Below are 18,914 nucleotides of genomic sequence, written 5' to 3'. Positions count from 1 at the left end.
CATTGAGAGAGAGCTATGAACGATACAGGTGAACGGGTACTACCGGTTGTCGTAGGCATCGACAGTTCCGACGGATCGCGGGCAGCCGCGTGTTGGGCGGCAACATATGCCCGACTGATCGATGCTCCTCTCCGGTTGGTTCACGTTGTCCCGGATGGAGATTGGTACGGTTCGGCAGCATTCGTCGATGGCGGGGCTCTGGAAGACGATCTTCGACGAGCCGGCCACGAGTATCTCGCACGCGCGTCAGCGGAGGCAACGGCTGCCGCGCCCGGCGTTGTCGTCGAGGAAGTCAGCGCAGATGGAACCTTGCCTGAAGTCCTCGCGGCGATTCCCTCGAAACTGGTGGTACTCGGTACTCCGCGGACGAATGCAGCTCGAGACCTACTTCTCGGCAGCAACACCATTCGTGTTGTCAACCACGTGCAGAGCCCAGTGCTGGTCTGGCGATCGGCTGCCGGGTCGGGCAGCGACCTGCGACCCATCGTGGTCGGGGTGGACGGCAGCAGCGAGTCAGATCGGGCATTTTCCACCGCACTCGACATGGCGCACACGCTCGGTGCGCCGCTTGTCGGGGCAAACTACTGGGGGCTCGCCGCGCAGACCGGCGTCGGTTTCGCCGGCATCGGATTCGCGGCCGGTTACATCGACTGGGACAAGGTTCGTACCGAAGAAAAGCTCTGGTTGGACACACACGTCTCCGCGATGCGCGACAAGTTCCCGGACGTGAAGCTGTCGACCGTGAGCGCGAGTTCGTCACCAGCGCGAGGGTTGCAGGCGCTGTCGTCCAAGGCCCTGATCGTTGCGGTCGGGTCTCGTGGCCGTGGCACCCTGCGCGGTGCGGCGCTGGGGTCGGTGAGCCAGAATCTCCTGCATCACGCTGAATCTGCGGTGTTGATCGTTCGTTGATCACGCGCGCGGCGGCGTCGCGTGATGCGGTCGGCGAACTCGTCCACGAGGGTCTTGCCCACGAGGAGGCTTGTGACCACGACACTTGCACTGACAGCTGTCACGATCACCCCAACCGGGGTTTCCGCGATCCGGGTCGCCACATCTTTGATCATGATTCGCGACCCATGACGGCTGGTACCACGATGACGGGTATGTCGACGTGATGCAGCACGGCGCGGCTGGTCGATCCGATGCGCAGTGGTGGGATGGCTCCGCGGCTGCGGGCGCCGACAACGACCAGTTGGGCATCACGTGCGTTGTTCAACAAGGCTTGGGACGGGCGCTCTGTCGCGATGTGTGTCGTGAAGTCGACTGAGGCGTACTTCTCTCCCCACGTCGCGAGGAGTCGGTCGATCCATCGTTTCGGTCCGCTTGTGGGGTCCAGGCGGGGACCGTACTCGACATATTCACTGAAAAGTGCTGCAGGGTCCGTTTTTTCGCAAGCATGCACTGCGCGCAGAGATGCGCCCAGGTGTGATGCTTGATCGAAAGCCGTTCCGAGCACTGCATCGTCGTTCGATGAATGGTCGAGGCCCACGACGACCGGACCTGCCCCAGGACCGGGTGATCGGACCGCGTAGTTCTCCGGAATCACTGCAATTGGGCACCGGGCGTGAGCGGCGACGACGCTGCTGACCGAACCGAGCACTGCACGAGCCACCGCGCTCTGTCGACGCGAGCCCAGGACGAGCATTCGCGCAGATTCGGAGTAGCGGATGAGAGTTTCGGCCGGGGGTGCGCTCTCGAGGACAATCCGGACGTCGAGGTCGTCATCCACAGCGGAGCGTGCGATGGCCCGTGCGGTCGCGAGAGCCTCTCGCGCGTGTGCGCGTGCGTTCGTCGTCGTGCCGGCGCGAAGATTGACTGCGGCAGAAAGTGATGTGCCACTCTTCCCGACACCCGCATAGACGAGCAGCATGGGCGTCTTTCGGGCGGCAGCGTCGGTGGCTGCCCACCTGACTGCGTTGTGAGCGGAAGCCGAGCCGTCTACGCCGACGACAGTCGTGGACTCGAGGTCGGAAACAGGATCGATCATGGCTCCATCGTGCGGTGCCGTGCTGACCGAGAATAGGGACTTTTGGCACTGACCGACCACGACGGCGCGGTGCACAGTCGAAGTCATCGTTCGACAACAGGAGGATCGACATGAATGGAAACATCACATCCCATAGATCCACGATCACCGAGCTCGAGAACGTGCTCACCGAGATACTGATCGTGGCGGGCATCGCGGCCGTCGGGATCTGTCTCACTGTCTTCGCATCGGGAATGACCGGGTGGGGTGTAGTTGTAGGCGCGTCCGCACTTGCGATGTTCGTTCTCGCCGTCGTCACCTTCCGGGCAGCACGACACGGCCGAACAGGTTCCTCCTAGATGCGTTGATTCACATCGTCACAACTGCTGCCCCGGCGAACCGCCCGTGTCGAAGATCGCGAAGCGCGGTGGGAATCTGGTCGAACGCGTACGACGTGGTCGCGATCTGGATTCTGTCTCTTTCGCACCGCGCGAGGAATTCGCGGGCGTCGTCACGGGTGTTCGACTCGACGCTACGTAGTCGCTTCTCGTGAAAGAGATGCTGTTGGTAGTTCAGAGCAGGAATGTCGGACATGTGAATTCCGGCCAAGACTGCGGTTCCGCCGGATTCGAGCGCTTCGAGCGCACAAGGCACCAGCGTTCCGACGGGCGCGAACACGATCGCCGAATCGAGGCGCTCGGGTGGTGCGTCGTATGCTCCCTGCACGGAGGCCGCCCCCAACGATTCTGCCAGGGTCTGTGCGGCGGGGTCGCGGGTCATGACGTGCACGCGGGCACCGTCCGACATGGCGAGCTGCGCAACGATATGTGCACTCGCTCCGAACCCGTACAACCCGAGGCTGCCACCACGCGGGACGTCGGCGGCCGCGAGAGCGCGATAGCCGATGATGCCCGCGCACAACAACGGTGCCAGTTCGACCGTGCTGTACCCGCGCGGCAGTGTCAGGGCGTAGTCGGCGGGAACCAGGGTGAAGTCGGCAAAGCCCCCATCTCGGTCCCACCCGGTGTACAACGAAGCACGACATAGGTTCTCACGTCCGCTCGAACAGTAGATGCACGATCCGCAGGTCGATCGCAGCCACGCGGCGCCCACTACGTCACCCACACGGTGACGCGTGAGGGTTCCGGGTCCGACAGCAACGACGGTGCCCACTATCTCGTGTCCCGGCACGACATTGGGGTGGTGAACCGGCAGGTCGCCCTCGATCACGTGCAGGTCGGTACGGCACACGGCGCACGCGTCGACGGCAAGGAGCAGTTCCCCGGTGTCGGGTCGGGGAGTGGGTTCGTCGGACAGCATGAGCGGGCTGTCATCCACCGAACAGGGCTGCGTCACACGCCAGGCTTTCATCTGTGCAGCCTCGGGGAGTTTCGGCGCCGGTACCAGGGTCGAAGGTCACCGCGAATCCGGTGCGCTGCGAGTACTTCTCCTCTGGTAGTGCGACTCGCGAGGGGGCGACACTGAAGTCACGGTGAGCATTGTCGAGTGGTCACCACCGTGAACGGGAGGACGACGATGACGGTGCTGGCCAATCATCGAAGGATCGTAGTGGGCGTGGACGGTTCGGCGAATTCGCTCGGTGCAACTCAGTGGGCCGCTTCGGTGGCCTCACGGCTGAACTTGCCTCTGCACATCCTGTGCGCGATGGAATTCACGCTCTCCGCATACCGCGAATTCGACTTGTCGAGCGCCGGCGACTGGGACGGACGGATGCTGGCCGCATCGGGTGCGATCGCCAACGAGGCGGAGAAGGTTGCGTTGGCCTGGTGCCCCGATATCGAGGTCAGCACCGAGATATCGGGCGACTTCGTGGCCCGTGCTCTGCTGAACGCGTCGGATCACGCTCGGCTACTGGTCGTGGGGCAATCAGGGCTGGGTTCGGTGGGTGGTGCCCTGGTCGGATCCACGACCCAATACGTGGTCGACCAAGCGGGTTGCCCTGTCGTCGTGTGGAGAGGTGCGGTGGGCGACGAACCAGGGCGTGGTCCGGTCGTCGTCGGGGTCGACGGCAGCGAGCTGAGCACCCAGGCTGTCGACGAGGCATTCGGCTTCGCAGCGGCCTTCGGAGCTCCTGTCATTGCGGTGCACACGTGGAGCGGCGTGTTGACGGCGGGAGTATTCAAGATTCCGTTGATGCTCGACTGGGACGCGGTGAAGGCCGCAGAAGCAGCCGTGCTGGCCGAAGGTCTGGCTGGAAAGAGCGAACAATATCCCGAGGTGGCCGTACAACGGATACTGCGCGATGCCAACCCAGCCGGAACGTTGATGCACGTCTCCGATGCCGCGCAGCTCATCGTCGTCGGCAGTAGGGGCCACAGCGGGCTTCTCGGTGCACTGGCTGGTTCGACCAGCCGGAACCTTCTTTACCACGCGAAGGTTCCGGTCATGATTTGCCGCGCGCCACGAATCTGAGCAGCTGATATGCGCCGGTGTGGAGACGAAGGAGGGTGGCGACGATGAGCGGAGCGATCATGCAATTCTGGTTGGCTCGCGCGCCGTGGAGTAAGCATCCACTGGTCCGGCGAAGTGACCGTCGCGACAGCGCTGTCGCTGTCCTCGCGGTGGTCTTTTCGCTGCTTCTTGTTCCGATGGCAGCGACCTTCGGCTCCGTGACGTATTCCGATGTGAACACGCGTGCTGCGCAAGAACGGGCGACCGCGACACAAACCCTGGCAACTGTGACCGGCCTACCGCTACAGCGGGATTCGATGCAGGAACCAGCCGTGCCCGTGCGTGCGTCGGCTCCTGCGACGTGGACAGCGCCGGATGGTGGCGAACGCTCGGGGAGCGTCCAAGTCGATTCCGATGCCGTGGTCGGTGACACTGTGCTGATCTGGATCGACTCTCGAGGCGAGCAGCTTCCGGCGCCGACGACCGGCGTGGAGGCTGCGGGTATCGGAGTGGTTGTCGCGCTGGCCGTGTGGTTCACCGGATCGGTGATTGCGTGGGCGGGCGTCGTTGCGATGTGGAGATTGGGTAACCGTCAGCGAATGCGCCAGTGGGAAACCGATTGGTCCACTTTCGACGAGCAACACGGTCGAAATATCGAATGGTAATGCTGCACTGGAGAGGTCGAGGAAAAGGAGTGTTGAATGTTCCAACGAAACCCAGGTAGCTGGAACGAGATGTGTCGACGCGATCGCAGCGTGGTCCTCGTGCTGGCAGCGATCCAATTCGCGCTTGCCGCCGCGGCATGGGCCGACCTCGCACGACGTGGACGCGATCAAATACTGGGAAGCAAGCGAATCTGGGCACTGGTGATCTGCGTCAACTTCGTCGGACCGCTTGCATACTTCGTGTTCGGCCGACGGCGTACTCCGCTGCCGCCGTCGATCGATGACCAAGAAAATGATGAAGACAATGCAACCGATGTCGAGGAATCGGCACACGGGACCGGTGGTGGGGTGATCGGTGGCGAAGCCCCTGATTCTCGGGTGCAGATTCAGTCGGAGACGATCACGATCGATGTTCCCGACAGCGAGTCACCGGTCGTGTTTCCGGTGACGACGGCATCGGTGCGCGGGACGGTGCAGGCTGCGGTGATCGGGGAGTACGGCCCAGTCGGAGGAACTGCGCCCGAGGGAATCGCTCTGCGGTCGGCAGTGGTCGCGCGGTGGCCGCAAGCGCGCGTGTTCGAGCGTCGGAGTACGGGCGACCGGGGTGCAGATCCGCGAGGCTACGATCCCTTCTACGTCGAATTGGATGCAGATGGGTGCCGACATGAGGTGCAATCGAGTGAGGTGTCGGCCTTGTTGGGTGAGGACGGCCGTCGGACATCGAATGCGATCGTCGACTGAGAAGATCGCGAGCACAGAGCACGAACTTTCGACTGCGTCGCCGCCCGGCTGATCATGGGCGGCGACGCTTTCATGTTGTCGACATGCACTCGTTCAGTGGACAGCGGATTCCATGGTGGACGGTGTTGTGCGAGGCTGTGCGCCCTCCTCCGACGCGCCCTCCTCCAACGACAGTGGGCCACGAACCACTGATCTCCACTGTGCGTATGCAGCCTCCACCGATTCCGTGACGGTGTGGGAGCAATCGATACCGGCAGCGGTGGGCCATGCTTTCCTGGTCCGCGCCATTGCGTCGTAGACCTCGCGGGTTGCGTCGGACACATGGGATTTCCGAGTTTCGATCCGGTGCAGAGAGGTCGCTGCCGGTGCTGAACATTCCAGTTCGACAAGTTCGGCGCAGCTCATCGCCGCAACCAGTCGCGCGCGCTCTCGCATGCTGGGGTCGGACCACGAAGCGTCGACGATCACCGAACGGCCCGCTGCCAGTTCGGTCCGTGCCCGTTGCAGCAATTCGGCGTAGGCATGGTCGGTCATGCTGGGTGTGTACAAACCATGTCCCACTGCCGCGGGATGTGGATCGGACGGCTCGAACCCGGCGAGTTCCTTTCGGACGACGTCACTGGAAAGGACAACTGCGGCAACTTTGTCCGCCAGTGCTGTCGCGAGAGTCGATTTTCCAGTGCCCGGAAGCCCGCCGATCAAGGTCAACGTCACCGTCGCCGCCTCCAGATGCTTCAGGGCCAGCTGGGCGTGGTCCGATGCGTCGGCTTTCGACTCGGAGCAACCCTGCAGTGCACGGATGCATGCGACTTTGGCTCGCATCGTCGCTCGGTACGCGATGTAGTGATCCACGAGTGACGCAGGTGGAGCATCGCACGCGGCCTCGAGGTAGGCGTCGAGGAAGGCGTGTGCTGCGTCCGGTCGATGATGGTATTCGAGATCCATTGCAAGACATGCAGCGTCATCGATTCCGTCCAGGTAGCGCAGGGAATCGTCGAAGTCGAGGCAGTCGAGTATTCGAGGGCCGTCGGGCATACAGAATATGTCGTCGGCGAGAAGGTCTCCGTGGCCGTCCACCACATGCCCAGTAGCGATTCGAGCGTCGAAGAGAGCGCCGCGGCCGTCGATGTACCGCGCGCTTCGCACCTCGATGGCGTCGAGAACAGTGTCATCGATGATGCCGGGGGACAATGCCCGGAGTTCGTGCAGGTTCGCATGCCAGCGACCGCGAAGAGCTTCGCGGGTGCCTTCATGACTGATCGTCTCGTTGCGGGGGCTATGCAAATGGACGGAGGCGACGATGCGTGCAATGTCGGACAGATAGTCGGTCAGGTCGGTCCCAGCGGCCGCAAGGGTCGACAATTTTGCGCTGTCCGGGAGTCTGCGCATCTTCAGAAGAGGTTCAGCGGGGCCACCGGCGGGATCGGTCAGTTCGGCGATACCCATGTAGACCTCCGGCGCGAATCGACAGTTCAAGGTGTACTCGCGATCGAGAGCCGACCATCGAGAATCCACGGAGCTGAAGTCCAGAAAGTCGGTTCGAACCGACTTCTTCTTCTTGTACGCAACTGTGTCGAGTAGGAACACATATGCCGAATGTGTTTCGCGGACGACAGCCGAACCTGTTGCCTTGTAGTGGGAGTCGGTCCCCTCTGGAGTTGGCTGGTCGAGTTCGGTCATGGAAAAGCCTCCGTACGGGGTCGCCGACTGTTGCTGGCACACGCTACGACGGTCCAGCCGAGGGCACAGCTGACCTAGGTCACCTGTATCGGGGACGTAAGTCAGGCGTGTGGACGGCGCACGGAGAGTTCGATGAAGACTGGGTGTGAAGCGAAGCGTCGGAGAAACGACCCGTGGATCGGAGCGGTCTGCGCCGGATTCAGCACCTCGACCACGGAAGGAACGACCTATGAACGACCTGGACGATCGGCAGATGGCGATCTACGTAGGGATCGATGGATCCGACGATGCCCTGCAGGCGTGCGCGTGGGCTGCGGACTACGCTGCCATGACTGACATTCCCATCGTTCTGGTGCACGGTTTGCCGGACGTCGAGTGGTACATCGTCGCCGCAGCAGTGGCGAGCGAAGATATCCTTCTCGGGCAGCTGAACACGATCGGTCGCGAAGCGCTGAATGCTGCCGAAACCCTCGTACGCCGGCATGCCCCAACCGTGAGTGTGGACACCGTCATCACTCGCAAACCCATCGCTACCTTCATGGCATCGGCGTCGAAGACCGCGTCCTTGGTGGTACTCGGCAGCAGCAAACACAATGCGATCAGCGATCTCGTACTCGGCGGCAATACGATCAAGATCTGCAATGCCGCGAAGTCACCGGTGTTGGTGTGGCGGAGCAAGCACCCGCACGAGTCCCGGAGCGAGGGTCGGCGGCCGGTCGTGGTTGGAGTGGACGAGTCCGAGGAGTCCAGGCAGGCAGTGTTGACGGCGTTCGAATACGCTCGCGCGTTCGACGCACCGCTCATTGCCGTGAACGTGTGGCAGATAGTCGGAGAAGTGGGACTCGGTTACAGTGGCGCCGTCGTCGACTGGGAACGGATTCGTGCGGAACGGATTCGGACACTTCGCGAACTCGTGGGTCCGCTACACGAGAAGTTTCCAGACGTGGACACCACGCTGCGGTCGGTCGAGGGTTCTGCTGCGAAGCATCTTTGTGCGCTGTCGGCAGACGCTCGTCTCGTGGTCGTCGGTAGTGGCGCTCACTCCAAATTGCTCGGTTCAGTGCTCGGTTCGGTCAGTCAGAATCTGATCCACCACTCTCTGTGTCCGGTGCTGGTGAATCACTGAATCTTGTTGTGCGGAAGAATCACTTCCCGGTCATGACCAGACGATGACACCGTCGTATTCGGCCGAGACGTGGTCCCGACGTGCCACGAGGCCCTAGCGTAGGGGTCGTAGCCAGCACCTACGAACAGGAGAAACGAAGTGAATCAGCTGACTCCCTACCTTTGCGTCGCAGACTGCCGAGCCGCGATCGACTGGTACATCGCCGCGCTGGGCGCCGAGGTCACCTACGAGCCGATCGTGATGGACGACGGTCGAATCGGCCACTGCGAGCTTGCGATCGGCGACGCGCGCTGGATGATGTCCGATCAGTTCGACTCGGCTGGAGTGGCCGCCCCCGACCCGACTCGTGGGGCGGCGGTGACGCTACATCTGATGGTCGCCGACGTCGACGCATCTGCAGCACGAATAGCCGCGACCGGGACGACAATGGTGCGCGGCCCCGAGGACAGTCCGCCCGCCGGCCGGGTGGCCGTGTTCGTCGATCCGTTCGGCCACCGCTGGTTTCTGAACCAGACGGCTCCGTGAAATCAGAGGGTTCCGTGAACTGGACTCACTCGACCAGCGTCGAAACGATTCGCCGAAGGTGTGCCAGGTCGTCCGCGGACAGCGTCGAAAACGAGGCCGGTGGCGCCGCGAGAGCGCGGTCTGCGCGTTGGGCGACCTCCCGTCCCTGATCGGTCAGCTCGACGAGGCGTCGACGCCGGTCCTGGGGGTCCTCGGTCCGCAGCAGGTAGCCCTGAGATTCCAACTCGCGCAGCATGATCGAGATGTACGGCGGATCCGAACCGATCAGTTTCGCGAGTTCGCCCGCCGACAGGGGGCCTGTCTGCAGTCTTCGCAACACTTTGCACTTGAAGAAGCTGATGCCGGTGGCAGTCACGACAGCTCCGTGCGGATCGGCTCTGTCGAACACGAGGGTCCGGATATCCGACCAGATGTCCTCTGCGCTCACGAGACCAACTCCGGCGCCCGGTCTGCGACGCGCTGTGCGGTTCCCCGTGCCCAATGGCCGGTCGTCAGCACCGCGAGTACCAGCACGGTCACACCCGCGGCCAGCATCACGAACCACGCAGGTTGGGCCGCGTCGACGAAACCGTCCTCGAAGCTGCCTACCAATCCGGCGGTGACGATCGAGCCCACTACCGCGACGCCGAGTGATTGCCCGACCTGTCGGCTCGTCGAGGCGATCGCCGACGCTACTCCCGCCTGGCTGCGCGGCATTCCCGATACGGCTGTGTTCGTGATCGGAGCATTGACCATGCCGAAGCCTATCCCGAAGACGATGTACGACAACGCAAGCCACATGAATGAGGTGTCGGGACCCAACTGCGTCAACATGATCGACGACACGGTCAACCCGACGCCTGCCACCACGAGCGAGAACCGCGGTCCGCGGGAGCCGGTGATCGGAGCGAAGACGAGTGTCATCAATGCCATCGGTAGGGTGTACAGCCCGGCATGCAACGGCGAAAAGCCGCGCACATCTTGCAGATACAGCGTGTTGAGGAACAGGAAGCCGCCGAGAGACGCGAACGCGCACACAGCGATTACCGTTGCTCCGGAGAACGGAACGGAGCGGAAGAATCCCAGTTCGACCAGCGGCTCCTTCTGTCGTGATTCCACGTAGAGGAACCCGAGAAGCGACAGAACAGCAATAGAGGCCGACGCGAGGATCACCGTCGACGACCATCCCTCTGCAGGCGCCTCGATGATCGTGAAAACCAGGCTCGCGAGCAGCACGATCATCAGGACTTGGCCGACCGGGTCGAAGCGGCGTGCGTGCGCTGCTTTCGACTCGGGCACGAACTTCCAGGTCATGAACAGCGCGACCAGCCCGATCGGGACGTTCACCCAGAAGATCGACTGCCATCCTGCCGAGGTGACGAGTGCCCCACCTATCAGCGGACCGCCGGCCATGGAGATGCCGACGACGCCGCCCCAGACGCCGATGGCCCCGGCTCGCTCCTTGGGATCGGTGAAGGTATTGGTGATGATCGACATCGCGACGGGGTTCATCATCGAACCGCCGACGGCTTGCAGCGTCCGGAAGGCAACAAGCCATCCCAGCGACGGTGCAACGCTGCACAGTAGCGATCCCAGCACGAACGTTGCGGTGCCGATCATGAAGAAGCGCTTGCGGCCGAACCGATCCGCACTCGAACCGCCGAGCATCAACAACGCGGCGAGCACGAGTGTGTACGCATCGATGATCCACTGCAGGCCGGCGACCGATGCGTTCAGATCGGCGCGGATCGAGGGAAGCGCGACATTGACGATCGTGTTGTCGATGCTGACGAGGAACAGGCTCGAGCAACAGATCGCCAACACGAGATAGCGGCGGTGCTTGGTCAACTCATCCACGGCGATCCTAATGCTTGTAGTTCTACAACTATTAGCTCAAGTATGTAACTGGAGTCCGCAGGCGCGCAACCTCGAGGATCAGTGTCCGAGTGCGTCGACGCCGTTGACCAGGACCACAGCACCCAAAGTGACGACGAGAAGCGAAGCGATGACGCCGACGGTGCGAGTCGCCCTCAGGCTCACCGATGCGCCGAAGAGTGAACCCACCCCCGCCAGGAGGAGTTGCCAGGAGAGGGAGGACGCGCCGACCGCGACGACGAACACGGCCGCCCCGACCCACGAACCGCCGGAGACCGTCACAGCGCCGGAGAGCGCGACGAAATACACCAGGGTGATCGGGTTGATCGCGGTGAGTCCGACGAAACGGGCGAATGCCCTAGCCGCAGAGACTCGGTCGATCTCCTCAGCTGCTCGCTGACGCTGCTTCAGCCCCTGACGCAGCTGCCTGATTCCGATGGCAACGATCAACACTCCCGACGCGAGCAGAAAGGCTCCGCGATGATCATCGATTGCGCGACTGAATGTCGCGCCGGTCAGCGTAGCGACGGTGCAATAGGCGACGTCGACCGTTGCTACTCCCGCCGCCGCCGAGGCCCCCACCCGGAACCCGTTGACCAGCCCCTCGCGCAGTAACAGCGCCGCGATTGCGCCCATCGGCATGGCAATGCCGAGACCGGCAAGGACGCCTGCGGCTGCCGGGGTCCATATGTCATTCACCATGTGACCACTGTGCGGAGTCGACTTCGAGGGCGCCGACGGAATCGCGGCCCAGCAGTTAATCTACTGGCTATGGATAGCGTAGACGAGCATATTCTCGGGCTTCTACGGGAGAATGCCCGGTGTTCGTTCAGTGAGCTCGGCCGTATGGTCGGACTCAGCACCAACGCCACGGCTGCGCGGGTTCGAAAGCTGGAGAACGAGGGCGTGATCCTCGGCTACACCCTTCTCGAAGGGCAGAGCGCAGGCGGTCCTCGTGGCGGCCTCGAGGTATTCATCGACGTCCGCCTCGATCCAGCGATCGACTACGACACCTTCACCACGCGGATCGAGCTCGTGCGTCAGGTCGTCGAGGCAATCCACATGACCGGCCCGTACGACTACTTGTTGCGGGCCTACGTCCCTGATACCGGTGCGTTGGATCTGCTGCTACGCCGACTCAAGAGCGAGTGTGGAGCTGCACAGACACAGACACGAGTTGCGCTGCGCGCCCGCTGACCCTGCCGTTCACATGCGAGGCTGGTTTCCGTCTGCTGAGCCTTGCTGGTATGCGGCGAAGACCTCGTCGGCAGAGGAGAAGATTCGGTCGGGTCGGATCTTGCCGTACACGCCGTATTCGGTGAGTACTCGTGTCAATGCCGGGTCGAGGCCTGTAAGCGCGAAGTGAATGTTGTGAGCGTGGACGTAGTCGACCAGGCCGCTCAAGGCTTCGCCCGCGGAGTAGTCGATGTCGTTGATCGACGAGCAATCGAGCACCATCCAGTGCAGCGGGTCGGGAGTTGCAGCAACGAGAGCTTCCACTTCGGTTGTGAAACGACTTGCGTTGGCATAGAACAGGTCAGCACCGTACCGGAAGACGAGCAATCCGGGTGCGCTCTGAAGTCCAAGCTTCGCCTGGACATAGCGTGCATTGCCCGCGTCGTCCCGATCGATGACGAAACGTGCCGGCTGATATTGACGGCGGACGAGTTCGGCGATGGACAATGCGATGCCGAGAATAACCGCTTGTTCGACGCCGACCAGTACGACAACAGCGGCTGTTGTGGCGGCGATCAAGAATTCGCTTCGTCGCCAGGCTCGAATTCGTCGAAGACCGGTGACGTTGACCAGGCCGATGCCGATGAGGAAGACAACCGTCGCGAGCACCGACAGCGGCATTTGTTCGAGGAGTCCGGTGGCGAACAGCGCAACTCCGAGAGCGCAGAGGGCCATGGTGATGTTCGCGATCTGCGTTCGGCCGTGGTGTTCGGCGAGGACCTCTGTCTTGGTCGGGCTGCCGTTCACGACGAAGGTTCCGGTTGCCCCTGCGGTCAGGTTGGCCATCGACAACCCGAGGATGTCCTGGTTGACGTTCACTCGCTCGCCGCGCTTCATGGCATAACTGCGTGAAGTTGCGGCTGATTGGGACACGATGAGAATGAAGCACGAAAATGCGATGGACAGAACGCCGATTCCTTGTTCGAGGCTGACGGACGACGGTAAGCCTGGTGTAGGGAGTCCGCCGGTCATGGCGCCGACTACCGAGACGCCATGAGCTGAGGCGTCGAAGTAGTTCGAAGCGACGATCGCGAGAACCACAGCGACCATCGCACCGGGAATCGACGGGGCACTCCGCTTACATGCGACGATCACTGCGAGGGTGCCGAAGGAGAAGGCCGCGTCGCGCCAATTCACGTCGGCGAGATCGGTCAGGGTTGCCCATTGTTGGCGTAGCCAGTGGCCTTGTGCGTCAGGCAGACCCAACATTGTGGGGATTTGCTCGGTCAGTACCTGCACACCGACACCGGTGAGAAACCCGACCAGAACGGCAGTGCTGAGGAAGTCGCCGAGGAACCCGAGTCGAAGTATGCGAGCCACCAACAACATCAGCGCGCACGCGAGAGCAGTGAGCGAGGCCCAGGCCAGCCATTCTTCGGTATTCGGGGACAGTCCGGCGACTCCGAGACCGGTGATCCCGGCGGCAAGGATCGCAGCGGTAGCGGAGTCCGCGCCGACGACCAACAGACGCGACGAGCAGAACAGCGCGAACGCGATCGTTGGGAAGATGATCGTGTACAGCCCGGACGCAATCGGTGTCTCGGCAATAGAGGTGTATCCCATCACTTCCGGGATGGCGATCGCCGCCAGCGTCCCCCCGGCGAGCACGTCACGGCCGAGCCAACTTCGTCGATACCCTCGCAACGACGGTGGAATGAGCTTCACCCTTGAATTGAATCGTGGACCACCAGGCCGCAACATGAACAGCAGGGGAACAATTCGCACTACGGAATGTTGGAGGCAGAGACTCCGCGCACGATCGTGGTTGAGTGCGGTCACCTGGGGTAACCGAAGTCGATGACCGAACATGAGCCCGAGATCGCAAGTGTCGAACCGCAAAACCCCGAACCGGACAACACCGCAGGGCTGGAGTCGGGTGGCAGCGTCGTGCAGGGCGACACTCCTCCCGCAGAATCGAGCGTCGGCGGCCCGCAACACGAACCACCGCAGCGCACCCTGGCCGCGCCGATCATCGCCATCAGCCTGGTGGGTTTGCTGGCCGTCGTCATCGCGGCAGGTCTGATCGGCCGCATTTTCGGCCTCTTCTGAACGGGTGCTTCACATGCACCGGAGACAGAGAAAAATGCACCCAGGACTTCACCTGGGTGCATTTCTTTTCTGAACCGACGTCCGAACGGACGCGTGTCCTATCGAATCAGCTTTCGTCCGGGTCCAGAGCGTCCTTGATCTTGCCCATCACGCCCTTCTCGGTCCCGAGGGCCGCTGACCTCGGATTGCCCTTGGCGCCGTCGTAGGTGGAGTACAGCTTGGGGTCAGGTGCCGGTGCAGACGCCTTGTCGCCCAAGGGTTGTGGGTCGGCGAGGAATCCCATCTGCCGCTTGCCGTCGGGTGCCAGCCGATTGGCCCATCCGCCTGTGGCGAAGAATTCCCCGTCCGCGCCTCCATACTCAGGGCTAGGCTGGACTGAGAACACACGTCTCGCGGATGCGCGCGTGCGTAAACCGATCAGAGGACGCTCATGGCCCGCGACGACTTCGCAGACAGCCCGAATCACTACGGTGCTCAGAATATCGATCCGAGCACGAACGGTAACGGAGTCCGTTCAGCCGAAGTCAACGAGATCGACGACCTGCGAGACAGCTTGACCGCACTCTCTGGGCTGGCAATGAACAGCCTGACGCTTCCGCAGATGCTCACCCATATCGCAGAGTTCGCAGTCAATGCGATACCGGGTGCCGACGGCGCCGGGTTGACCCTGCAGCACGGTGACCGGCGCGACACGATCGTCGCTACCTCCGAATTCGTCGTGGAGGTCGACACCATCCAGTACACCCTTGGTGAGGGGCCGTGTATCACGGCAGCCGCAGAGGGCAGGACGGTCCGATCGAACTCGCTCGGCGGCGACGGGAACTGGCCACGTTTCGGACCGCGTGTCGGACGGTTGGGTGTTCACAGTGTCCTGTCGCTTCCGCTCATCGCGGCCGACGGCGTGCTCGGGGCGATGAACGTCTACGCGCACGAAAAGAACGCATTCGACGAGCGTGCTGTTGCGCTCGGTGAGTTGTTCGCGGTACCCGCCGCCGTCTCGGTGCAGAACGCCAGGACGCTGTCCAACGCCTTGCTGCTGACACACCAGCTCGAGAAGGCACTGACCAATCGCAAGGTCATCGACCATGCCATCGGCATTATCGTCAGCCGAAGCGGCTGCTCCAGCACCGAAGCATTCGCAAAGCTACGTGTGATGAGTCAGAAGGACAACATGAAGCTGTCCGAGGTTGCACAGGCAATTTTCGACGACGCCCAGCGACGCGCCCAGGCACGCCGCAAAGCGTGACGAGGCGCGTCGTCGAACTATCCGTCGTCGATCTATCTGCGGGAGGTAAGGCGCTCGGCTAAAACCTTGACCGGGGTATTCGTGTTCTGCGAGATGGTCGACAACATCGCAAAGGCTTGCTGTGCATCGATGTTGTAGCGCTCCATGATCATCCCCTTTGCCTGCCCGATCGCATCTCGAGATGCGAGCGCGCGGGCGAACTGTTCCTCGTGGGTGGAGGTCATCAGAGCCAGGGCACAGTGCGCTGCCAGCGCGGTGGCCCCGGCGACCGCGTGAGCCGAGAACGCACCGATCGCGCGGGAATGCACGGTCAGTGCACCGAGTACATCGGTGCCCGCACACAAGGCCAGGGCGAGCACCGACCTGGCCTCCGTATTGTCGACAGCCGCGGAAGTGAATCTCGTCCAACGGGTTTCGCCGCGTAAGTCGCACACCAGAACTGTTTCCCTGGTGCGCAGCGATTGGCGGGTAGGACCTTCGCCGACGTCGTCCTGGATACCTTGCATGGCGGCTGCGAGTGCGTCGGTAGATACGTTCGATCGCACTGTGCCGTTGCCGGCTAGTAGAGCTACGGACGCGCCGTCGGCCCCGTGGATCAACCGCACTGCGGCGGTCGTGACAGCTTCGGAGGTGAGTTGAATGCTGGAGCGTTGGGTGTGCAGATCCAGGGCAGCTTGTGCCAACGCCTGCGCATCGGCGCCAACGGTCCGTCCGTTGAGGTCCGGGCCCGAGTCGACCCCTTGGACCATACCTGGCTCCAATTGTGTCAGCGGGTCGAGGGTTCGGGCGAATGCTGATGGTGCGTGTGCGAATTCGGTCGACAAGGAGTCCCCGCTTTCCGAGCTGAGGCGCGTTTCGTGGACAGCTGTCCTTCGGCATGTCCCGATTGGTGCGCGATAGCCCTGGAAGCCACGAAGCGACGGTGTATAGCCCGCGCTGCGGTCAGAACCCGGGCGAAGAAGAAATCTGTCGACGACATGACCTTGCGGCGAGGGCGTCGATCCCGGTTCGGCTGTGTGCTCAGCACCTCAATTTGATACCCGATGTTCGGTCCTGTCAAGTGGGCGCGGGCACCGTCGAGCTGTCGTGGACTTGGTCTCTACCGAAGTGCTCTCGGTCCGCGTAGGGTCAAGGTGTCGACATCTATGGGGCGGGTCCCGACCCGTCGCTCGCGTCGACACGTCGCATTCTCGTTCGAGCGTGTGCAGTCCAGAAGAATGACCGGCGGTCGGGTCGCCTCGGATGCCCTCGTGGAGATTTCCTCGAATTTGGCTCTCGCCCTGGACTCGCTGACCGAGGTGTGTGCCGATCCAGCCATTGATCTTGGCGTCCTTCTGCAGCAATTGGTTTCCGCTGCCGAGGAGTCGGTCGAGTCGTTGGTCTCGGTGACTCTCACGGTGTGGGTCGACGACTACCCGTTCACAGTTGCAGCGACGACCCGAAGTGACAGTGAGTCCGTGCAGGCTTCGGTGTGGATACCACTGCCCGCGGAGTCGCACGCGACGGTGGGGTCGGAGCTTCTGTTGTTGGCGGGCGCTCCGGGAGCGTTCGTGGACATGGCCGCCGACGTAGTCTTCGTGCTGAGACTGGATCCGGACGTTGTGAAGCTCGACGTGCACCTGTGGGCAGACGACTCGGAGATATACAGCGACACAATCGATCTCGACGATCGGAGGACTGTCGATCAGGCTCTCGGTGTCCTGGTTGCGCAGGGTGCAGTTCTGCAGGACGCAGACGAGGATCTACGGCTTCGGGCAGATCGTCATGGATACGCCCTTGCCGACGCTGCCCGCGCCGTTCTGGCCGATGCGTACCGCTGAAGGCGCGAACACCGACGGCCGGACGACGTCGATACACAGGCATTGGTGTGAGTCGGCTCGAATGGGGTAGTCGAGATGGGTCGGGTTCGGTGAAGCGATGAACGGACTTCCGACGTACCCACATCCGTAACCACATCGAGGAGAACTTCGCATGAGAGCAGTAACGTGGCACGGCAAGCGAGACGTTCGGGTCGACACAGTGCCCGACCCGGTCATCCAGAAGCCGACCGATGCCATCATCGAGGTGACGTCGACAAACATCTGTGGATCGGATCTGCACCTGTACGAGGTGCTCGGTGCATTCATGAACCCGGGGGACATTCTGGGACACGAGCCGATGGGAATCGTCCGCGAGGTCGGTGCCGAGGTCGGAAACCTAGCCATCGGTGACAGGGTTGTCGTTCCGTTCCAAATATCTTGCGGCAGTTGCTATATGTGTGACAACGCGCTGTACACCCAATGCGAGACCACTCAGGTTCGAGATCAGGGAATGGGTGCGGCACTGTTCGGCTTCTCCGAACTGTACGGCAGCATTCCCGGTGGTCAGGCCGAACTTCTTCGCATACCGCAAGCCCAGTTCACTCATATCAAGGTGCCGGATGGCCCCGCGGACTCGCGGTTCGTGTATCTCTCGGACGTCCTCCCTACTGCCTGGCAGGCAGTGGCGTATGCAGAGATTCCCGCAGGCGGTTCCGTCACCGTTCTCGGGCTCGGTCCGATCGGCGACATGGCGGCCCGCATCGCAACGTATCTCGGATACGACGTCATCGCAGTAGATCGAGTACCGGAGCGGCTGGCCCGCGCGCAGGCACGTGGGATCAAGATCGTCGATCTCGGGCAGCATGCCGGCGAACTCGGCGATGTCATTCGTGACATGACAGACGGCCGGGGCACCGATTCCGTCATCGACGCAGTCGGCATGGAAGCCCACGGCTCACCTGTAGCGAAAGCTGCTCAGCAGATCACCGGGATGTTGCCCGACTTCATAGGCAAGCCGATGATGCAGAAGGCAGGGGTCGACAGGCTCGGTGCGCTCTACGCCGCGATCGACATCGTCCGCCGCGGCGGCACCATCTCGCTGATCGGCGTGTACGGAGGGATGGCCGATCCACTTCCGATGTTGACGATGTTCGACAAGCAGATTCAGCTCCGCATGGGTCAGGCCAACGTGAAGAAGTGGGTCGACGAGATCATGCCCCTGCTCACCGATGAGGACCCTCTCGGTGTCGATACCTTCGCCACCCATGAACTTCCGCTCGATGAAGCGCCACATGCGTACGAGATCTTTCAGAAGAAGCAGGACGGTGCGGTGAAGGTGATTCTGAAGCCGTGACGAAAGACTTCGGTCCTACTGCATCTCCAGCCGTTCGCGAACGAGAACGAGGCGTTGGCGCAACTCTTCCTCGTCGATGACGCCGCGTGCGATCAGTGAGTGCGCGAGCGCGACCAGCTGGTTCTCCGGATAGGGGAGGTCGGCGTACGTCGACGCGGACATGTCGTCCTCCTCGTTCCGGCGCTGCGAGAAATCTGGAATGTCAGCGTTGCACGATGCCCGATCGAGGACGTCGCACAGAGCGTCCAGACTCGACTTCCA

At 62.4% G+C, this 18,914-nt stretch carries 21 protein-coding genes and 1 pseudogene; 12 read left to right on the top strand and 10 right to left on the bottom strand.

All coding sequences use genetic code 11. The annotated features are described in order from the left end of the window. Positions 1 to 15: 15 nt before the first annotated feature. Positions 16 to 909, top strand: coding sequence for a universal stress protein (locus A2J03_RS06165; RefSeq protein ID WP_068370839.1), 894 nt, complete (start codon positions 16 to 18; stop codon positions 907 to 909). 151 nt (positions 910 to 1,060) lie between these two features. On the opposite strand, the gene A2J03_RS06155 is transcribed toward A2J03_RS06165, so the two are convergent. After that, on the bottom strand, positions 1,061 to 1,987 hold the full coding sequence (locus tag A2J03_RS06155; protein ID WP_068370874.1) for a universal stress protein: 927 nt from the start codon (positions 1,985 to 1,987) through the stop codon (positions 1,061 to 1,063). A 110-nt stretch (positions 1,988 to 2,097) separates the two neighbouring features. On the opposite strand from A2J03_RS06155, the gene A2J03_RS06150 reads away from it, so the two are divergent. Then, entirely contained in the window at positions 2,098 to 2,325 is a 228-nt protein-coding gene (locus tag A2J03_RS06150) for a hypothetical protein (RefSeq protein ID WP_068370833.1), read from the top strand. A 10-nt stretch (positions 2,326 to 2,335) separates the two neighbouring features. Here A2J03_RS06150 and A2J03_RS06145 read toward each other — a convergent pair whose 3' ends face one another. Then, a complete protein-coding gene (locus A2J03_RS06145) occupies positions 2,336 to 3,337 on the bottom strand; it encodes a zinc-dependent alcohol dehydrogenase family protein (RefSeq protein WP_068370831.1) in 1,002 nt (333 codons plus the stop codon). 135 nt (positions 3,338 to 3,472) lie between these two features. Between A2J03_RS06145 and A2J03_RS06140 the strand changes: the two genes are divergently transcribed. Genes A2J03_RS06140 through A2J03_RS31945 form a run of 3 tightly spaced genes read left to right on the top strand, consistent with a single transcriptional unit; the run spans position 3,473 to position 5,784 of the window. After that, positions 3,473 to 4,399: a universal stress protein gene (locus A2J03_RS06140; protein ID WP_156520231.1), complete on the top strand. Its 927-nt coding sequence runs from the start codon at positions 3,473 to 3,475 to the stop codon at positions 4,397 to 4,399. Positions 4,400 to 4,443: 44 nt separating this feature from the next. Beyond that, positions 4,444 to 5,043 (top strand): Rv1733c family protein, encoded by a 600-nt coding sequence (locus A2J03_RS06135; protein WP_068370825.1) that lies wholly within the window; start codon positions 4,444 to 4,446, stop codon positions 5,041 to 5,043. 36 nt (positions 5,044 to 5,079) lie between these two features. After that, positions 5,080 to 5,784 (top strand): PLD nuclease N-terminal domain-containing protein, encoded by a 705-nt coding sequence (locus tag A2J03_RS31945; protein WP_082897636.1) that lies wholly within the window; start codon positions 5,080 to 5,082, stop codon positions 5,782 to 5,784. Positions 5,785 to 5,877: 93 nt separating this feature from the next. On the opposite strand, the gene A2J03_RS06125 is transcribed toward A2J03_RS31945, so the two are convergent. Further along, entirely contained in the window at positions 5,878 to 7,464 is a 1,587-nt protein-coding gene (locus A2J03_RS06125) for a bifunctional aminoglycoside phosphotransferase/ATP-binding protein (RefSeq protein WP_068370819.1), read from the bottom strand. A 229-nt stretch (positions 7,465 to 7,693) separates the two neighbouring features. On the opposite strand from A2J03_RS06125, the gene A2J03_RS06120 reads away from it, so the two are divergent. Continuing rightward, entirely contained in the window at positions 7,694 to 8,590 is an 897-nt protein-coding gene (locus A2J03_RS06120; protein WP_082897635.1) for a universal stress protein, read from the top strand. A 138-nt stretch (positions 8,591 to 8,728) separates the two neighbouring features. Continuing rightward, the gene (locus A2J03_RS06115) at positions 8,729 to 9,115 is read left to right on the top strand and encodes a VOC family protein (protein WP_068370816.1); all 387 of its coding nucleotides are present in this window, start codon (positions 8,729 to 8,731) and stop codon (positions 9,113 to 9,115) included. A 25-nt stretch (positions 9,116 to 9,140) separates the two neighbouring features. On the opposite strand, the gene A2J03_RS06110 is transcribed toward A2J03_RS06115, so the two are convergent. The 3 genes from A2J03_RS06110 to A2J03_RS06100 form a co-directional block, all read right to left on the bottom strand. Continuing rightward, positions 9,141 to 9,542: a MarR family winged helix-turn-helix transcriptional regulator gene (locus A2J03_RS06110; protein ID WP_068370813.1), complete on the bottom strand. Its 402-nt coding sequence runs from the start codon at positions 9,540 to 9,542 to the stop codon at positions 9,141 to 9,143. Beyond that, on the bottom strand, positions 9,539 to 10,951 hold the full coding sequence (locus A2J03_RS06105) for an MFS transporter (protein WP_068370811.1): 1,413 nt from the start codon (positions 10,949 to 10,951) through the stop codon (positions 9,539 to 9,541). The genes A2J03_RS06110 and A2J03_RS06105 overlap by 4 nt, the downstream gene beginning before the upstream one ends. Positions 10,952 to 11,029: 78 nt before the next feature. Then, positions 11,030 to 11,671 (bottom strand): LysE family transporter, encoded by a 642-nt coding sequence (locus A2J03_RS06100; RefSeq protein WP_068370808.1) that lies wholly within the window; start codon positions 11,669 to 11,671, stop codon positions 11,030 to 11,032. 69 nt (positions 11,672 to 11,740) lie between these two features. On the opposite strand from A2J03_RS06100, the gene A2J03_RS06095 reads away from it, so the two are divergent. Further along, the gene (locus tag A2J03_RS06095) at positions 11,741 to 12,166 is read left to right on the top strand and encodes an Lrp/AsnC family transcriptional regulator (RefSeq protein WP_068370805.1); all 426 of its coding nucleotides are present in this window, start codon (positions 11,741 to 11,743) and stop codon (positions 12,164 to 12,166) included. Between the two features lie 9 nt (positions 12,167 to 12,175). On the opposite strand, the gene A2J03_RS06090 is transcribed toward A2J03_RS06095, so the two are convergent. Further along, the gene (locus tag A2J03_RS06090) at positions 12,176 to 13,870 is read right to left on the bottom strand and encodes a SulP family inorganic anion transporter (RefSeq protein ID WP_068370866.1); all 1,695 of its coding nucleotides are present in this window, start codon (positions 13,868 to 13,870) and stop codon (positions 12,176 to 12,178) included. A 132-nt stretch (positions 13,871 to 14,002) separates the two neighbouring features. Here A2J03_RS06090 and A2J03_RS06085 point away from each other — a divergent pair, with 132 nt between their 5' ends. Then, a complete protein-coding gene (locus tag A2J03_RS06085; RefSeq protein ID WP_068370802.1) occupies positions 14,003 to 14,254 on the top strand; it encodes a DUF6480 family protein in 252 nt (83 codons plus the stop codon). Between the two features lie 106 nt (positions 14,255 to 14,360). On the opposite strand, the pseudogene A2J03_RS31525 reads toward A2J03_RS06085, so the two are convergent. Beyond that, positions 14,361 to 14,582: pseudogene (locus A2J03_RS31525) on the bottom strand (manganese catalase family protein); the annotation flags it as partial. Positions 14,583 to 14,684: 102 nt separating this feature from the next. Between A2J03_RS31525 and A2J03_RS06075 the strand changes: the two are divergent. Further along, positions 14,685 to 15,500, top strand: coding sequence for a GAF and ANTAR domain-containing protein (locus A2J03_RS06075; RefSeq protein WP_082897634.1), 816 nt, complete (start codon positions 14,685 to 14,687; stop codon positions 15,498 to 15,500). A 32-nt stretch (positions 15,501 to 15,532) separates the two neighbouring features. Here the strand turns inward: A2J03_RS06075 and A2J03_RS06070 are convergent, their stop codons facing one another. Next, complete coding sequence (locus A2J03_RS06070; RefSeq protein WP_082897633.1) at positions 15,533 to 16,249, bottom strand: GAF and ANTAR domain-containing protein; 717 nt, start codon at positions 16,247 to 16,249, stop codon at positions 15,533 to 15,535. Positions 16,250 to 16,717: 468 nt separating this feature from the next. Here A2J03_RS06070 and A2J03_RS06065 point away from each other — a divergent pair, with 468 nt between their 5' ends. Beyond that, complete coding sequence (locus tag A2J03_RS06065; protein WP_156520230.1) at positions 16,718 to 17,320, top strand: hypothetical protein; 603 nt, start codon at positions 16,718 to 16,720, stop codon at positions 17,318 to 17,320. A 151-nt stretch (positions 17,321 to 17,471) separates the two neighbouring features. Further along, on the top strand, positions 17,472 to 18,653 hold the full coding sequence (locus A2J03_RS06060; RefSeq protein ID WP_068370793.1) for a zinc-dependent alcohol dehydrogenase: 1,182 nt from the start codon (positions 17,472 to 17,474) through the stop codon (positions 18,651 to 18,653). A 15-nt stretch (positions 18,654 to 18,668) separates the two neighbouring features. On the opposite strand, the gene A2J03_RS06055 is transcribed toward A2J03_RS06060, so the two are convergent. After that, positions 18,669 to 18,914, bottom strand: a 246-nt coding sequence (locus tag A2J03_RS06055) for an SH3-like domain-containing protein (protein ID WP_082897632.1), incomplete at its 5' end; no start/stop codon positions are given.

The sequence above is a fragment of the Rhodococcus sp. EPR-157 genome (genome assembly GCF_001647195.1).
In the GTDB taxonomy this organism is placed as follows: domain Bacteria; phylum Actinomycetota; class Actinomycetes; order Mycobacteriales; family Mycobacteriaceae; genus Rhodococcoides.
The sequence above is the reverse complement of the archived record's forward strand: the minus strand, read 5'-3'. Positions and strand labels throughout refer to the sequence as shown.